General features: G+C 53.3%; 10 protein-coding genes. 7 read left to right on the top strand and 3 right to left on the bottom strand.

Features of this window, described 5'->3' with window-relative positions:
* The first annotated feature begins 61 nt into the window (after window positions 1-61).
* The 6 genes from B5D39_RS15170 (at window position 62) to lhgO (ending at window position 12,478) form a co-directional block, all read left to right on the top strand.
* Window positions 62-3,133: a fibronectin type III domain-containing protein gene (locus tag B5D39_RS15170; RefSeq protein ID WP_161947521.1), complete on the top strand. Its 3,072-nt coding sequence runs from the start codon at window positions 62-64 to the stop codon at window positions 3,131-3,133.
* A 190-nt stretch (window positions 3,134-3,323) separates the two neighbouring features.
* Window positions 3,324-6,503, top strand: coding sequence for an AfsR/SARP family transcriptional regulator (locus B5D39_RS15175; protein ID WP_078791309.1), 3,180 nt, complete (start codon window positions 3,324-3,326; stop codon window positions 6,501-6,503).
* A gap of 121 nt (window positions 6,504-6,624) precedes the next feature.
* On the top strand, window positions 6,625-7,734 hold the full coding sequence (locus B5D39_RS15180) for an oxygen-binding di-iron domain-containing protein (RefSeq protein ID WP_078791310.1): 1,110 nt from the start codon (window positions 6,625-6,627) through the stop codon (window positions 7,732-7,734).
* A 27-nt stretch (window positions 7,735-7,761) separates the two neighbouring features.
* Window positions 7,762-10,536: a 6-bladed beta-propeller gene (locus B5D39_RS15185; protein WP_078791311.1), complete on the top strand. Its 2,775-nt coding sequence runs from the start codon at window positions 7,762-7,764 to the stop codon at window positions 10,534-10,536.
* Window positions 10,537-10,682: 146 nt separating this feature from the next.
* Entirely contained in the window at window positions 10,683-11,270 is a 588-nt protein-coding gene (locus B5D39_RS15190) for an anthranilate synthase component II (protein ID WP_078791312.1), read from the top strand.
* Window positions 11,267-12,478, top strand: coding sequence for an L-2-hydroxyglutarate oxidase (lhgO, locus tag B5D39_RS15195; protein WP_078791313.1), 1,212 nt, complete (start codon window positions 11,267-11,269; stop codon window positions 12,476-12,478). The genes B5D39_RS15190 and lhgO overlap by 4 nt, the downstream gene beginning before the upstream one ends.
* Here lhgO and sbtM read toward each other — a convergent pair.
* The 3 genes from sbtM to B5D39_RS15210 form a co-directional block, all read right to left on the bottom strand.
* Window positions 12,460-14,073 (bottom strand): thio(seleno)oxazole modification radical SAM maturase SbtM, encoded by a 1,614-nt coding sequence (sbtM, locus tag B5D39_RS15200; RefSeq protein ID WP_341865487.1) that lies wholly within the window; start codon window positions 14,071-14,073, stop codon window positions 12,460-12,462. The two genes, lhgO and sbtM, sit on opposite strands and share 19 nt — an antisense overlap.
* 82 nt (window positions 14,074-14,155) lie before the next feature.
* Window positions 14,156-14,449, bottom strand: coding sequence for a thioselenooxazole RiPP selenobacteriocin SbtA (gene sbtA / locus B5D39_RS16845; protein WP_139366803.1), 294 nt, complete (start codon window positions 14,447-14,449; stop codon window positions 14,156-14,158).
* Window positions 14,450-14,543: 94 nt separating this feature from the next.
* Window positions 14,544-14,915 (bottom strand): hypothetical protein, encoded by a 372-nt coding sequence (locus tag B5D39_RS15210; protein ID WP_161947522.1) that lies wholly within the window; start codon window positions 14,913-14,915, stop codon window positions 14,544-14,546.
* Between the two features lie 173 nt (window positions 14,916-15,088).
* Between B5D39_RS15210 and tnpA the strand changes: the two genes are divergently transcribed.
* The coding region (tnpA, locus tag B5D39_RS15215; RefSeq protein ID WP_139366804.1) for an IS200/IS605 family transposase at window positions 15,089-15,299 on the top strand (211 nt) is incomplete at its 3' end.

Consider the following 15,299-nt stretch of genomic DNA (forward strand, 5'->3'; position numbering starts at 1 on the left):
ATTCATGTCTTGAGGTATATGTCTCATCAATACTATGTGTTTTGATTCTGGAGGGATAGTAATGCAGCGATTGTTTTTGGCAGTATGGATGGTTCTTGCTCTTACGCTATTTACCGGTTTACATTCACTTGCATCTGCAGAAGACCTTACCATTACCATTGTCGGCACCAACAGCGGCAGCGTAACGGTTAATAACGATACCTCAAAGGTCTGCAGTAGCGGTACCTGCACCTATAGCTTTTCCTACGGAGATTTACTGACATTGAAGGCCGCACCTACCGGGGCGTTTTTTGATGGCTGGTCCGGTACCTGTGCTGGAACCAATACAAACTGTACGATTACAATGACTACTGACATAAGCGTTACCGCCAGCTTTACCCCGGTCCCGCCGCTGACCAGTCCAACCCCCTGGATGGGCAGCTATCCTGCGGGCCAGCAGGTGAGCCTTGCTTGCAGTGATGCTGCCGTATGCACCGGTACCAGCTACTGCCTTGGTGAAGGCTGCAGCCCGGCTATTGCATACAGTAGTCCGATCGTTTTCAGCGGAACCGGCAGCCAGGTGCTGCGCTTCCGTTCCACTGACAACCAGAATGCGGTAGAGCCGATCCGTACCCATCGCTATTATACTGACAGTACATTTACCTATCGCTTTGACCGGCTTTGGCCTCAGTCTGAGCAGCTCTGGTATTTTCAGTCGCCCCGATCCATTGCCCTTGATGGGGATGGTAACATCTATGTGGCTGACACTGACAACCACCGGATACTGAAGTTTGATTACCGTGGCAATTTCATTGATCAATGGGGGCCGGTTGGATTCAGCTATCCATCAGGCATTGCGGTGGATGGTAGCAATACAGTCTATATTGCGGATACCAGCAACAATACCATAAAAAAATACAGCTCTGATGGCAGCTACCTTGCCTCCATAGGGGCGTTTGGCACAGGTCAGGGGCAGCTCAAGGGCCCTCGGGCTGTTGCTGTGGACAGCAGCGGTAATGTCTATGTGGCTGATACGGGCAATAACCGTATCCAGAAGTTTGCTGCAAACGGTACGTTTCTCTGGCAGCTGGGGGAATCGGGCAGCGGCAACGGCCAGTTTAACCAGCCCCAGGGGATCAGTGTGGACAGCAGTGGCAGTGTCTATGTCTCTGACACCGGCAACAACCGGGTGCAGAAGTTTGTTGTCAGCGGAGATATCGTTGTCTACAGCACCCAATGGGGAAGCCTGGGCAGTGCTACAAATCAGTTGAATGCACCAGGCCAGATACATGCCAACAGTGACGGTATGATTTATCTGGCAGATAAGGGGAATAACAGGATTCTGGTGTTCAGTAACACCGGCGTGTATAGCGCTACCCTGGGGGCGAATGGACAGGGGGATGGGCAGTTCAGCTGGCCAATGGGGGTTGCAAAGGACAGTAAAGGCTATGTCTATGTTGCTGATACTTCGAACGACCGGATTCAGCAACTGACAACAGCCGGATTGTTTATTAAACAGCTGGCAGTGGCAAGCAGCGCTGATGGAGCATTTCGTTCACCTGTTGGTATTGCCCGTGATGCTTCCGGCAATTTCTATGTTGCTGATACCGCCAACCACAGGATTCAGAAGTTCAGCAGCAGTGGTGACTTTGTGGCCAGCTGGGGCAGTTTTGGCAGTGGAGATCTTCAGTTCAGTTTTCCCAATGCTGTTGCTATTGATGCTTCCGGCCATATCTTTGTGGCTGATACCCTGAACCACCGGATCCAGAAGCTGAACAGCAACGGCGTGTTTGTTGCCACTTGGGGCAGCTACGGAAGCAGTGGAACAGCCAAATTTGATCGTCCTTCCGGTATTGCCGTGGATAGTCAGGGCTTTGTCTATGTGACAGACCTTAACAACAAGCGGGTGCAGAAATTTACCAATGCTGGAGGGTATGATACTGAATGGGGCGGGGCAGGCTCTGGTGACGGAAAGTTTAATGCTCCACGGGGGATTGCGATTGACAGCAGTGATGCGGTCTATGTGGCAGATTCCGGCAATAACCGGATTCAGAAATTTACCAACACTGGAGGCTTTGTTGCTGCCTGGGCTGGCTTGGTGTACAACCCGCACAGTGTTGCGGTTGGTGCAGACGGTAGCGTCTATGCCTCTGGACCTTCCACCAACAGCATCGTGAAAATTACCAGTAGCGGTCAGTTGAGCACAAGCTGGGGCTCATTGGGTAGTGGCAACGGCCAGCTCAATAATCCGGGCGGTGTTATGGTGGACAACAGCAACAACCTCTATGTGGTTGATACGGATAATCATCGCATCCAGCGTTTTGCCCCGGTTCTGGTGCCCGGTGCGCCGACCATCGGCACGGCAACCGCCGGTAACGGGGAGGCTATCGTCAGTTTTGAAGCACCTGCAAATAACGGTGGTAATGTCATAACCTACTACACGGTGACCTCCAACCCCGGCAACATAACTGCTTCAGACAGCGTCAGTCCAATCACGGTTACCGGACTGACTAACGGCACCGCCTATACCTTTACCGTGACGGCAACCAATGTGGCAGGCAGTGGTCAGGCATCGGCAGCCTCAAACAGCGTAACCCCTCTGCAGCCGACAGTTACCCTGGCGGTCTCACTACCGGCTGTTGTGGGGAATGCGGGCAGCGGCAGCGTGACCAGCAATCCGTCCGGCATTGCTTGCCAAAGTGGTTCTTCTGCCGGCTGTAGCGCTTCCTTTGCACAAGACAGCAGTGTGGAATTAACGGCCTCGCCGAATGGCATTTCTCTCTTTGGCTCCTGGACAGGTTGTGCCTCTGTTAACCAGAATATCTGTACAGTTGAGGCAGATGCAAACAAAACGGTTTCAGCCCTGTTTTTACTTTCGCCCAAGGCAAAGATCGGCGTTAATACGTTCAGCAGTTTTGATGCCGCCTACGATGGGGCAGGAGATAATGCGGTTGTACAGTTGCTTGAAGATGCCCTGCCGTTCAATCGTACCATCAATAAGCCGCTGACGCTGCAGGGGGGGCATCTTGCCGGTTTAGATAACCGTGGCAACGGGTTTACCACCCTTGAAGGGACGTCGTTAATTATCGGCAGCGGTAAGCTGGTTGCTGACCGGATTGTCATTAAAGGGGCTTCAACTGTTATTTTAGAGTGATTTTGAGGTTCTGCTTTTCTGGAAGACTGGCAGATACGTCTGTTTTCCGGTTTGTAAGCGGCTGTCGGTCCTGTTGGGCTGGCAGCCGTTTTGTGCGTTTAAGGGGCGCTGTAACTGTCTGTTCGTGTCTGATGAGAGCAAATATCTGTTTCGTTGCTATTGAAAAAAAACTGCATTATTCTCTTTTGCCATGGTATCCAGCATAGCCAAAATATCCCGGCCGCATCTTCCCAAGGTCTATCTCCGGGAACGTCTTTTTGCGCATCTGGACTCTGTTGCGGAAAAGCCGCTTGTCTGGTTGACGGCTCCTGGCGGATCGGGCAAGACCACATTGGTCACCAGTTGGCTTGACAGCCGCAAACGCCCTTCTCTGTGGTTTCAGGCTGATGAAGGGGATACGGACCTTGCAGCGTTTTTCTATTACCTTGGTGAAGCAGCTAAACCATTTGCCCCTCGCCAGAAAAAGATCCTGCCTCTTCTTACCCCGGAATATCTTCAGGGGGTCGCCGTTTTTGCCCGGCGCTACTTTGAAAAGCTGTTTAGTCTGCTTCCCCCTGCTTCTGTTGTTGTGTTTGATAATTATCAAGATGTACCTGATGGTTCCGGTTTTCATGAGATGATGGCTCATGCACTGGAGTCCATTCCCGCTGGCAGCCAGGTTATCATCATCAGCCGCTGTGAACCCCATCCCCAACTCTCCCGCTTTGTGGCAAATAATCGTCTGCATCTGATAACTTGGGAGGACGTCCGCTTTACCCTGCCTGAATCCCGTGAATTTCTCTGTGGTCATGGTGGCGAGCCGATTTCTGACAATGCTCTGGAGCTGTTCCATACAAAAAGTGAAGGTTGGGCAGCAGGGCTGGTGTTACTGACAGCACGGTCAAGGTTTGCCAATGATGCCGCAGCACCTGAACTCATCCTGACCCCACGGGAGGTGTTTGATTATTTTGCCCATGAGATCTTCATCAAGACTGATCAGTCGGTACAGGAAGTGCTGTTGCAGACCGCCTTCCTACGCAAGGTTGACCCTGGGCTTGCAGAGGCGTTAACCGGCATCGGTGGTGTTAATCAGATGCTTGAAACCCTGCGGCGTAACAACTTTTTTACCCAGAAATATGATCAGGACTATCAGTATCATCCTCTGTTCCACGAGTTTTTGCAGACCCTGGCAAAGGAACGGTTTTCTCAGGCCAAGATCACTGCCATCCGTCATAAGGCAGCTTTGCTTTTGGCAGAGGCAGGCCAGGTTGAAGAGGCAGCTGAGTTGTATCTTGATGCAGGGGACTGGGAAGCGGTCAGCGCCCTGATTGTTGCCAAGGCACCGGATCTGGTGGCCCAGGGTAGAAGAAAGACCTTGGCCGGTTGGATGGAGAAGTTGCCGGAAGGTTATGCGGAGGCAACTCCGTGGCTGTTGTACTGGAAAGGGATCAGCCGGATGCACCTTGATCCCTATCATGCGCGCAACTGTCTGGTGAAAGCTTTTGAGCAGTTTAAGCAGCAGGATGATCAGGCGGGGATGTTAAACGCCTGGGCGGTTATTTCAGACTCGCTCATGTATGGCTGGGGAGAACAGCGGGAACCCTGGATCAGGGCCTTTGATGAAATCCTGGCGGCTCACCCGGTCTTTCCTTCCCGTGAACTTGAGGTGCGGTGCACGGTCAGCATGTTTAATATGCTGATGCTCTGGACCACCCTGCGGGAGGACCTGCCGGTTTGGGAGGCCAAGGCAACCGCCATCGCTGCACAGTGTCAGCATCCACTGCTGTACATGCAGGTAAATCATGCGTTGATGATCTACCACCTCTGGCTTGGCAGCTTCAATAAGGCCGGCACGATATTGCGGGCGTTACGCAGGCCGGATAGTGCCCCGGATGATGAACCGCTGGCCCACCTGCTCTGGTATGATTGTCACGCCATGTATGCCTGGGTATTGGCTGACCATGAGGTCTGCTTTGAAGCGGTTCGTAACGGGCTTGCCCTGTCGGCGCGGACCGGTGTGCATGTTATGGATCCCTACCTCAACAAATACGGTATCAGTGCTGCGGTTTCCCTGGGGTTTCCCGGGTTTGCCCGTGAGCTGATTGACACCTATGCAACACGTCCGCGCCTGAACACCATGAGCAGATCGTTTTATTACTACCTTTCATCATTAACTGCCTGGGGTGAAGGGGATGCCCGGCGCGCCATTGAAGATGCAAGGCAGACCCTTGACTTGCTGAAAGACCTGGATTCCAGGGTTGGCGCCTATTGTACCTGCGTACTGCTTGCGGTGGCCTGCTATGATCAGGGAGACCATGAAGAGGCTGCGTACCATCTGAACAAGAGTCTTGAGAGGTGCATTGAGGGGAGCTATCTCCAGTTTATTACCCTCTTCTTCATGGGACGTGCCGCCCTTGATGCCGGTGATGAACAGGAGGCTGCTCGGCTGCTCAGAATCTCTCTGGCCGTTGGCGTTCGCCAGGGGTTCATGAACTTTGCCTACTGGCACAATCCCACTATGGCTCGATTGTGCGCTTTTGCGCTAGAGCAGGGGATTGAGACCGACTATGTACGTAAGCTTATCCTGCTCCATCGTATGCAGCCATCGGGTCGTGCTCTGGATTGCCCGGACTGGCCCTGGCCGGTTAAAATTTATACCCTGGGACGCTTTGAACTGCTGGTGAACGGTGTGCTGGTCGGAAAGCCGGATTCTGCAGTGGCATCCAAACCGCTGCTACTGCTCAAAGCCGTGATTGCACAGGGGGGAGTCGATGTACCCCAGGAAATGATGGCTGATCTGCTCTGGCCTGAGGCGGATGGCGATCAGGCCCGGCGTTCTTTTGATACCACCCTGCACCGGTTGCGTAAGATGCTGGGGCATGAGCAGGCCCTGACTATCCGTAATGGCAGACTTAATCTTGACCCAACGCTGGTCTGGCTTGATGTGCGGGCTTTTGATTCCTGTTTTAACCAACTCTCTCCGGTTGTCGAAGAATCCATCAAGCCGGAACAGGTATCTCTGTATGAAAGGGCGCTGGCACTCTACAAAGGGAGCTTTTTGCCTGTGGACAGGACTGAAGGCTGGTCTCTTGATTGCCGTGAGCGTTTGCGTGGGCGTTTTGTGCGATTGGTTGTGGCTTTGGGTTGTTTCTGGGAACAGCATAAAAAGTATGAACGGGCCTTGGAATGTTATCGTCTCAGCCTTGAGGCTGATGCCTCTTCAGAAGAGTTGTGCCGCCACCTGATGTCCTGCCTTATGTTGCTTGACCGGCATGCTGAGGCATTGGTTGTTTTTGAACAGTGTCGCCGGAATCTTCTTGCCGTTCTGGGGGTTGAACCCTCACCTGCCACTCTTGCCCTGGTTACTGCCATTCGCGCTGTTTGTCGCTGATCGGTCTTCTCTCTTCCTGCTGCATGTCGTTTCGGTTCCCATCGGCCCTGTTTAGGGCTGTGTAAGAAATTTGTAAGGCCTTTACAGGTATGCTCGCCTCCAAATCAGGAGGTGCCAGAGAATGAAATTGTCAGACGTTAATTTGGATCAGGCGGTTGAGATAGCCCCGAATACCTATTGGGTCGGTTCCGGCGTAAACTCGTTTTTAAACAGAAACAGCTATTTGCGGATTTATCAGGGAAACGGCTCTGTTGCCAATATGTTGATCGATCCCGGTCCTACCAGCGATTTTGATGATCTGGTGGCAAAAGTTACACCATTATTGGGGGATATCGCCAAGGTCAATCTGATCTACATCAATCATCAGGATCCTGATGTTGTCGGCAATGTCCCGTTTTTGACAAAGCTCAACCCCAAAACCACGCTGCTTGCCACAGAGGATACCTGGCGGTTGGTCAGTCTGGCAAACCTCCCTTCCACTACCTTTCGGGCTATTGAACGTTTCAGGGATCTGAAAACCGCCTTTAATACCGACCCTTCCCACCGGATTCAATTTATTCCCACCCCCTTCTGTCATTTTCGTGGTGCCTGCATGCTCTATGACCTGGAAACCCGCGTGCTGTTTACCGGTGACTTTCTGGGTGGCATTGCTGCAGTCGGTCTGGAAGCTACCCCGTCAAACTGGGCCGGCATTAAAGCGTTTCATCAACTGTATATGCCCAGTAACGATGCTATTCGGCTGGCGGTGCAGCGGATCAGAAAACTTGATCCACCGCCGTTGGTGCTGGCACCGCAACATGGCGGAATCATAACCGGAGATCTTATTCCAGAGTTTCTTGACCAGATGGAAAACCTGCAGGTGGGCCTGGATATCATTGTCTCCCTTGATGAACAGCTGCCGCTGCTTATCCAATCCCTAAATGAGATCATTGCCGCCTTTAAAGAGCTTTGCGGTGAAGAACGTACGAGCCAGTCCTTACGCTATTTTCATCCTGACGGCAGCTACCCGGCCCTGTTCAGCATGACTGCGACAGGCCTTGTGACAGATATCAAAGGAGAGCCGGTTGAGGTGGTTGAAGCGTTAATCCGGGTGTTTTTCAGGCTGATTACTGAAGAACAACAGAACGCAATGAAGGCACGAATCGTTAGAATCCTGCTTGATCATAACCTGCCGCCATTTGATCTGCTGCTGGCTCAGGAGTCCTATGAACCAGTCCCGTTGCGTGTTTGATGTTGGTTTTAATAAAGGAGATCAAGTATGAAACGACACCTTGTAACGCTAGCCATGCTGTATCTGCTGTTTCTTACGGTTCTTACGAGCCCTCAACCGGCAGAAGCGCTGGTAACCACTGCCACCCCCTGGATGGGCACCTATCCGGTTGGCCAGCAGGTCAGTTTAAGCTGCAGTGGTGGCTGTGATGGCACTTACTATTGCCTGGGGGAGGGCTGTACCAACTATACCGCCTATACCGGTCCGATTACCCTGACTGAATCAACGGTGCTACGGTTTTATTCCGTGAGTATTTTTGCTCCTGAAAATGTTCACAACTATCGCTATATCCTGGATCCGACACTGGCCTACCGTTTTGAACAGCTCTGGCCCAAACCGGAGCAGCCGCAGTATTTTAATGGATCCCGAGGCGTGGCTGCGGATAGCAGTGGTAATGTTTATGTGGCAGATACTACAAACAACAGGATTCAAAAATTTAACAGTGCCGGTGCCTTTATTACGGCGTGGGGTAGTTTAGGCTCTGGGACAGGGCAGTTTGCATCCCCGTCTGGCGTTGCTGTTGATACAAGCGGGAATGTCTATGTGGTTGATCTAGGTAATAACCGGATCCAGAAGTTCAGCAGCGAAGGTGTATTTATTACTGCCTGGGGGACGCAGGGCAGCGCTGATGGTCAGTTTAACTATCCCTATGGGGCTGCTCTGGACAGCAGCAATAATCTCTATGTGGTTGATACCAATAATCACCGTATCCAGAAATTCAGCAGTGCTGGTGTCTTTGTTGCAAAGTGGGGCAGCCAGGGTAGTGGCAATGGCCAGTTTAATGCTCCCGGTGCTGTTGCCGTTGACAGCAGCAATGCTATCTATGTGGCTGACAGCTATAATCACCGGGTCCAGAAGTTCAACAGCAGTGGTGCCTACCAGAGTCAGTGGGGAAACAACGGCAGTGGAGACGGCCAGTTCAAGTATCCCCAGGGGATTACCATAGACAATACCTATAATGTCTATGTGTCTGACCGTGGAAATAACCGAATCCAGCAATTCACCAGTAGCGGTGGCTTCATCACTCAATGGGGAAGTTATGGTATTACCGACGGAACCTTTATCCAGCCTTGGGGCGTTGCCAGTGACAAGAGCGGAAACATCTATGTGGCTGATTCTAATAACAGCCGTATTCAAAAGTTTTACAATGGGTCATTCACGGCCAGTTGGGGCTCTTTGGGCAGTGCAGACGGGCAGCTCTATAACCCCCTTGGTGTTACCAGGGATAGTAGTAATAATCTTTATGTGGTTGATAACGTCAATCGCCGTATCCAGAAGTTTACCAGCAGTGGCGCCTTTGTTTCCAAATGGGGGGGATCAGGCAGCGGTGATGGGCAATTCGTCAATCCAGCCGGTATTGCAACGGACAGCAGTGGCAATTTCTATGTAACGGACCAGTACCTCAATCGTATTCAGAAATTCAGCAGTGCCGGTGTCTATGCAGCCCAGTGGGGAACAAGTGGTAGCGGCAATGGGCAGTTTAATCAACCCTATGGTGTTGCTACAGACAGCAGCGGAAATGTCTATGTGACAGACACCTATAACCACCGGGTTCAGAAGTTCAGCAGTGACGGCTCATTTCCGAAGGCCTGGGGAGCCCAGGGTAGTGGCCAGGGACAGTTCAGCTACCCCAAGGGGATTGCTGTGAGCGGCAGTAATATCTATGTGGTGGATGCTGGTAATAGCCGGGTCCAGAAATTTGATCAAAACGGTGGCTATGTCGCCGCATGGGGATATCCCGTCGTACCAATTAATGCACCTTTTGATATCGCCGTTGATGCCGCTGGCAACATCTATGTCTCTTGTTCAGGGCCTGACAGTATTGTTAAGCTTAATAGTAGTGGTGAGTTGCTGACAAAATGGGGAAAGCAAGGCAGTGGCAATGGTGAGTTTGTTAACCCCAGCGGTATTGTGGTTGCTACCGATGGTAATGTCTTTGTTGCTGATCAATCTAATAACCGGATTCAGAAATTCAATCCTTTGGCCCTGCCAGGTGCGCCAACAATAGGATCAGCTGTTGCCGGTGATGCCCGGGCCACGGTCAGTTTTACGCCGCCTGCCAGTACCGGCGGTAATGCTATTATTACCTATACCGTTACCTCAACCCCCGGCAACAAGACCGGCAGTGGCACTGCCAGCCCGGTTGTTGTGACCGGCCTGACCAATGGCACTGCCTACACCTTTAGCGTTACTGCCACCAACGGGGTGGGTGTTGGTCCGGCTTCTGCAGCCTCCAACAGTGTCACTCCCATGCTCACTCAATACCTTGGCGTTTGTATTCCTACTGGTAACGGCACCTCAACCGGTACGGTCACCAGTAATCCTGTTGGTCTGACCTGTAATGTCGGCTGTTGTGATGTCGGATTCAATTACGGTACCAGTGTTACCCTGACTGCTACACCCAGCGCCGGTGGTTACCTGGCCAGCTGGGGCGGCGATTGTGGCGGCACCGGCCCCTGCACGGTTGTGATGACGTCTCAGAAATACGTTGCCGCCAATTTTACGCAACTGGATTACAGCCGGATTGATGGTAATCCCTACGGTACCCTGAATATCGCCTATGCTGCAGCAACTGACCAGAAGGTGATCCAGGTGCGGGATCTGACCTTTACGGAAGATCTGACGCTGGACAAGAATATTGCCATTACCCTGGAGGGGGGCTACGGTACCTGGTTTGACAGCCGCGGCGGCTACACCACCCTGGATGGAAAGTTGACTATTGCCCAAGGGAGTCTGGTGGTGGATATGCTGGTTATTAAGTGATATAAAACCAGTAATCCTGTCTCTGCTCAAAGCCTCTGCCTATCCGTCAGGGGCTTTTTGTTTCGTCCATGCGTTGCAGATGAAAGGCTTGACCTGTCTGCCAATATACGGATAATGACTGCTTCATCCCAGTTGAGAGGTCTGCCATGCTTTTAATGATCGATAATTATGATTCCTTTACCTTCAACATCGTCCAGTACCTGGCCCAGTTGGGTGAGGAGGTGAAGGTGGTGCGCAACGATGAAATCAGCGTTGCGGATATTGCGGCCCTGCGGCCTGACCGGATTGTGGTCTCGCCCGGCCCATGCTCGCCGGAGGAGGCGGGCATCTCAGTGGCTGCCATTAAAGAGTATGCCGGTAAGATCCCGCTCTTGGGGGTCTGTCTGGGGCATCAATCAATTGGTGCTGCCTTTGGCGGCAAGGTGGTGCGCAGCGTCTCCCTGATGCACGGCAAGACCTCACCGATTCACCATGATGGTAAAGAACTGTTTGCCGGGCTGCCCAACCCGTTCAATGCCACCCGCTACCATTCGCTGGTGGTGGAGCGTGCCAGCCTGCCGGATTGCCTTGAGGTGACCGCCTGGGTGGATAACGGTGAGATTATGGGGCTGCGTCACAAAGAACTGCCGGTCTGGGGGGTGCAGTTCCACCCGGAATCGATCCTGACCGAAGGCGGCATGGAGCTGCTGGATAACTTCATTAAACTGTCCAAACAGCTTCCGGTGCAGTTATGAGCAGCCAGCAGCGCTGCGATTTCCTGATCATCGGGGCCGGGATCATTGGTCTGGCCATGGCCCGTGAGTTGAAGTCCCGTCTGCCTGCTGCCGATATCCTGGTGATTGAGAAGGAAGCAGATGTGGCCTACCACGGTAGTGGTCGCAACAGCGGTGTGCTGCATGCCGGGTTCTACTATTCGGCTGATTCATTGAAGGCCCGTTTTACCCGTGATGGTAACCGGATGATGACAGAGTATGTCAAGGATCGCGGTCTGGCCATCAACCCGTGCCACAAGGTGGTGGTGGCCTCGGATGAGAACGAGATTGAAGGGGTGCAGGAGCTACAGCGTCGCGGTGAGCGGAACGGCGTGGATGTGCGGATCATTGATGAGCAGGAGCTGGCAGAGATCGATCCCAATGCCAAGACCACCGGGATCGCGCTCTATTCTCCCACCACTGCCACGGTTGATCCGTCCCAGGTTTGTCATGCCCTGAAAGAGGATCTTGAAGTAGCTGGTGTCCGTTTTCTGTTTGGTCAGGGGTATTACCGTCGTGAAGGTAGAAACGCTGTGGTGACCACCGGTGGCATGGTGTTGGAGGCTGGGCTGACCATAAACGCGGCAGGCCTGTATGCCGATACGGTTGCCCGTGATTACGGCTTTTCCAAGAACTACACCATCATCCCGTTTAAGGGGATCTACCTGAAATACACCGGCACGGACAAGCCGATCCGCACCAATATCTATCCGGTGCCCAACCTGAAAAATCCGTTTCTGGGGGTGCATTATACGGTAACGGTGGATGGCACAATCAAGATCGGACCAACCGCCATCCCGGCCTTCTGGCGCCAGAATTATGTTGGGCTGGAGAACTTCAGTCTTGGTGAGCTGTTTGAGATCATCGGCTGGGAATCGCGCCTGTTTCTGGGGGATAACTTTGGTTTCCGCTCTCTGGCGCTGTCTGAGCTAAAGAAGTATGACCGCAGCTACTTTACCGGTCTGGCGGTCAAGATGGTCAAGCAGATTGATACCCGTGGTTTCAACCAATGGAGCAAGCCGGGCATCCGGGCCCAGTTGCTGAACACCACCACCAAAGAGCTGGTGCAGGACTTTGTGGTGGAGGGTGACAGCCGCAGCGTGCATCTGCTGAATGCGGTTTCACCGGCCTTTACCTGCAGTTTTCCCTTTGCCGCCTGGGTGGTGGATCACTATATCCTGAAGCAGTAGGGGTCTTTGCTGGTTAGCGGATCATGGCCAAAGCTGGCGGTTACGGCCAGGCAGCCTCCGCAGACCGGTTTCAGTTTACAACCGCTGCAGGCGGTTGAACCTTCCCGGTAGCGCTCTGCGGTTGCTGAACTATAGACCTCTTCAAGGCTTTGGCTGAGGATGTTACCGATGGGAGAAGGAAATTTGCGGCATGCATGCACCTCGCCATCGGAGAGGATGGCCACGAAGTTGAAGGCGGCACCACACCCGAATCCGGCACAGCCGCCGAACAATGGTTCGTCCCGGTCATCATAGATTGCGTTAAGCAGACTGTCTTTCAGTGCCAGTACCGGATGGGTCGGCATGGCTGCCACATACTGCTCAAGAAATGCCTTGTATTCCTCACGGGTGGGCAGGGCCAGCTGTGCTCCTTCGCCAAACAGGGCCAGGCGGTTGAAGGTTAGTCCGCCGGTAATTCCTTCCAGGACTTCAGCCAACGGGATGACCTGATCAAGATTGTTTCTGGTCAGGGTCAGCATCACCATGTTGGGCACCCCCAGCTCAGTCAACATTTCAAGAAATGCAATCGTCCGTTTGAAGTTACCTTCCCCCCGGATGCTGTCGTTATGCTCTTCAAGCCCTTCAAGACTGACCTGATAGTAGACCGGACGCTGGATCGCCATAAGCTGCTCAATGTTGCTGCGTTCGGTGGCGTTCCCGAGGATGGCGATCATCAGGCCATGGTCAGCTGCCGCCTGATAGATCCGGAAAAAATCCGGATGCAGGAGTGGGTTGCCGCCGCTGAACGAAACCTGGGGCCGTACAAAGCGGCTCCAGCAGAAATCACGCAGTTCCTGCATCAGGGTGACGGCGCGGTCAAACGGGAAGGCTGCCCGCTGGCTGCGGTCATAACAATGCTTGCAGGATAGGTCGCAACTCTGGGTCAGATGCCACTGCAGGGTGAAGACCTCAGCCGCAACGAAACGTTTGTCAACCGCCTGTGATGCAATCGCCAGAGTACGGCGCAGACGTGACACCGGTGCCAGCAAGACCCCTTTGCGCACCGCATCCCACAGCACGGCATCGAACAGTGCAATTGGCTGATCTGCCTGCCGCGCCGCCTCCTCCGGGGTGATCCCTTCGGTCACCATCTTCAATGCCAGCAGGTGGTCCGGCAGGGCTGTTTCAAATCGCAGATTCCTGTTTGTTGGATCAGACCAGATCAGCACCAGCTCTTCACCCGGCTCAACCCGTTCCATATCCTGCTTTTTGGCAAAGGTCAGCAGGGTCAGCAGGTGTGTCCAGGGAACCGGCAGCAGTTGTAGTGAAGGGTTGATGGTCAGGGTCTGCAGCTCTTCAGGCTGGGATAGCGGAATATTCATGGCCCGGTGACAGCCCAGCTCCAGTCGGGCCAGGTCCGGCAGCCATTCCGGGTGGGTCAGGCCGGCCACCTTTTCCAGTTGGGCAGGTACGGTCTCAGGATCAAGCTCCTGCAAGGATTTGCCGATCAGACGATTCCAGGCATCCTGTCCCAGCAGTTTTCGAGTCGTAGGGAAAATGGCGGGCCTCCAGAAAACAGGTGATTGCTCTAAACAACGGGCGACAGAGATGAGTATACCCTGCCGCCCGGTCTGCTACTACAGTGATTTTTTACTTGGCGCTCCCGGCGCCGGTTGAGCCACCTCAACCACTTGAACCTCAACCACTGCCGCCCGGCTTTGGTGCCGGTTTTTCTGCAGGCTTGTTCTTTGCAGGCTTTTTGTCATCCGGGGTCTGCTTGCCATCTTTGTCTTTGGGGGTCTCGGCGCTCCCGGCACCGCTTTTACCGCCTCAGCCACTTGTGCCGGCTTCCTTCTTCGGGGTGCTCCCGGCACCCTCCTTACCGCCTCAACCACTCGCGCCCTGGGCGTTGAACGGAACTACCGCCATGCCTGCAACGAGGCTGGCGATGCCCATTCCTGCCAGGATGGACTTCAACCGGTCCTTCTCCATAGCAAACCTCCTGCGTGGATTTTCTGACGGTATGTAGACCGCCTGAAAATGATTTTAGCAATAGTATCCCGCTTGTCAAATCGTCTTGACCAATTTACTGCTTGGGAGGTGTAGCAGGCTTTGCTGCGCCGCCGCATCCGGATGCTCCACCGCAGCCGCTGGCCCCTTTGGGCGGGGTTGGTTGCTCAGATTGTGGCTTCTTCATGGCTCCGCCGCAGCCACTTGCACCATTGTTTTCATGTTTTGCGCATTTGGGGCATTTTTTCATGCCGCCGCAGCCGCTGGGGCCCGACTCTGTAGTCGGCTTTCCGTTTTCTTTAGGAGTTGCCGGTGCTGTTTCGGCAGCTGAAACTGATGCCATACCGGCAATGAGCGTGGTGATACTGAGACCGGCCAACAGGTTGCGCATGGAGTGATGCTGCATGGTAAAATCCTTTCTTTGTTGTTCTGACAGATGCCGTGACATGTAATTACTAGCTTAATGGTCAAGATAGCAATTTGCAGATTGATTGGTCAATGGTAATTGAAGGTTTTCAGTAAACCACCGGCTCTGCCGGTGAGACTTGAAAAGGCTCTGCCGTTCCAGCGATAGTTCCTCCTGAGGAAAGCCCCTAAAGGCAATCAACAGGAGGAACTGCCATGCGAGAGTGGCAAAGTTTAGCCCATGTAAAATGGGAGTGCAAATATCATGTTGTGATCGTGCCGAAATACCGTAAGAAGGTTCTTTACGGCAGGCTTCGAGGAGAAGTTGGCAAAATCATCCGTCAGTTATGTCGGCAGAAGGAAGTTGAACTTATCGAGGGTCATGCCATGCCTGACCACATCCATCTGGTGTTGAGTATTCCACCGA

The sequence above is a fragment of the Trichlorobacter thiogenes genome (assembly GCF_900167465.1).
Classification (GTDB): domain Bacteria; phylum Desulfobacterota; class Desulfuromonadia; order Geobacterales; family Pseudopelobacteraceae; genus Trichlorobacter; species Trichlorobacter thiogenes.

What these genes read in the sequence shown, in the direction of transcription:
- lhgO (WP_078791313.1), top strand. Translation starts at nt 11,267, where the DNA reads ATGAGCAGCCAGCAGCGCTGCGATTTCCTGATCATCGGGGCCGGGATC.
- B5D39_RS15190 (WP_078791312.1), top strand. Translation starts at nt 10,683, where the DNA reads ATGCTTTTAATGATCGATAATTATGATTCCTTTACCTTCAACATCGTC.
- B5D39_RS15170 (WP_161947521.1), top strand. Translation starts at nt 62, where the DNA reads ATGCAGCGATTGTTTTTGGCAGTATGGATGGTTCTTGCTCTTACGCTA.
- B5D39_RS15185 (WP_078791311.1), top strand. Translation starts at nt 7,762, where the DNA reads ATGAAACGACACCTTGTAACGCTAGCCATGCTGTATCTGCTGTTTCTT.
- B5D39_RS15180 (WP_078791310.1), top strand. Translation starts at nt 6,625, where the DNA reads ATGAAATTGTCAGACGTTAATTTGGATCAGGCGGTTGAGATAGCCCCG.
- B5D39_RS15210 (WP_161947522.1), bottom strand. Translation starts at nt 14,915, where the DNA reads ATGTCACGGCATCTGTCAGAACAACAAAGAAAGGATTTTACCATGCAG.
- B5D39_RS15175 (WP_078791309.1), top strand. Translation starts at nt 3,324, where the DNA reads ATGGTATCCAGCATAGCCAAAATATCCCGGCCGCATCTTCCCAAGGTC.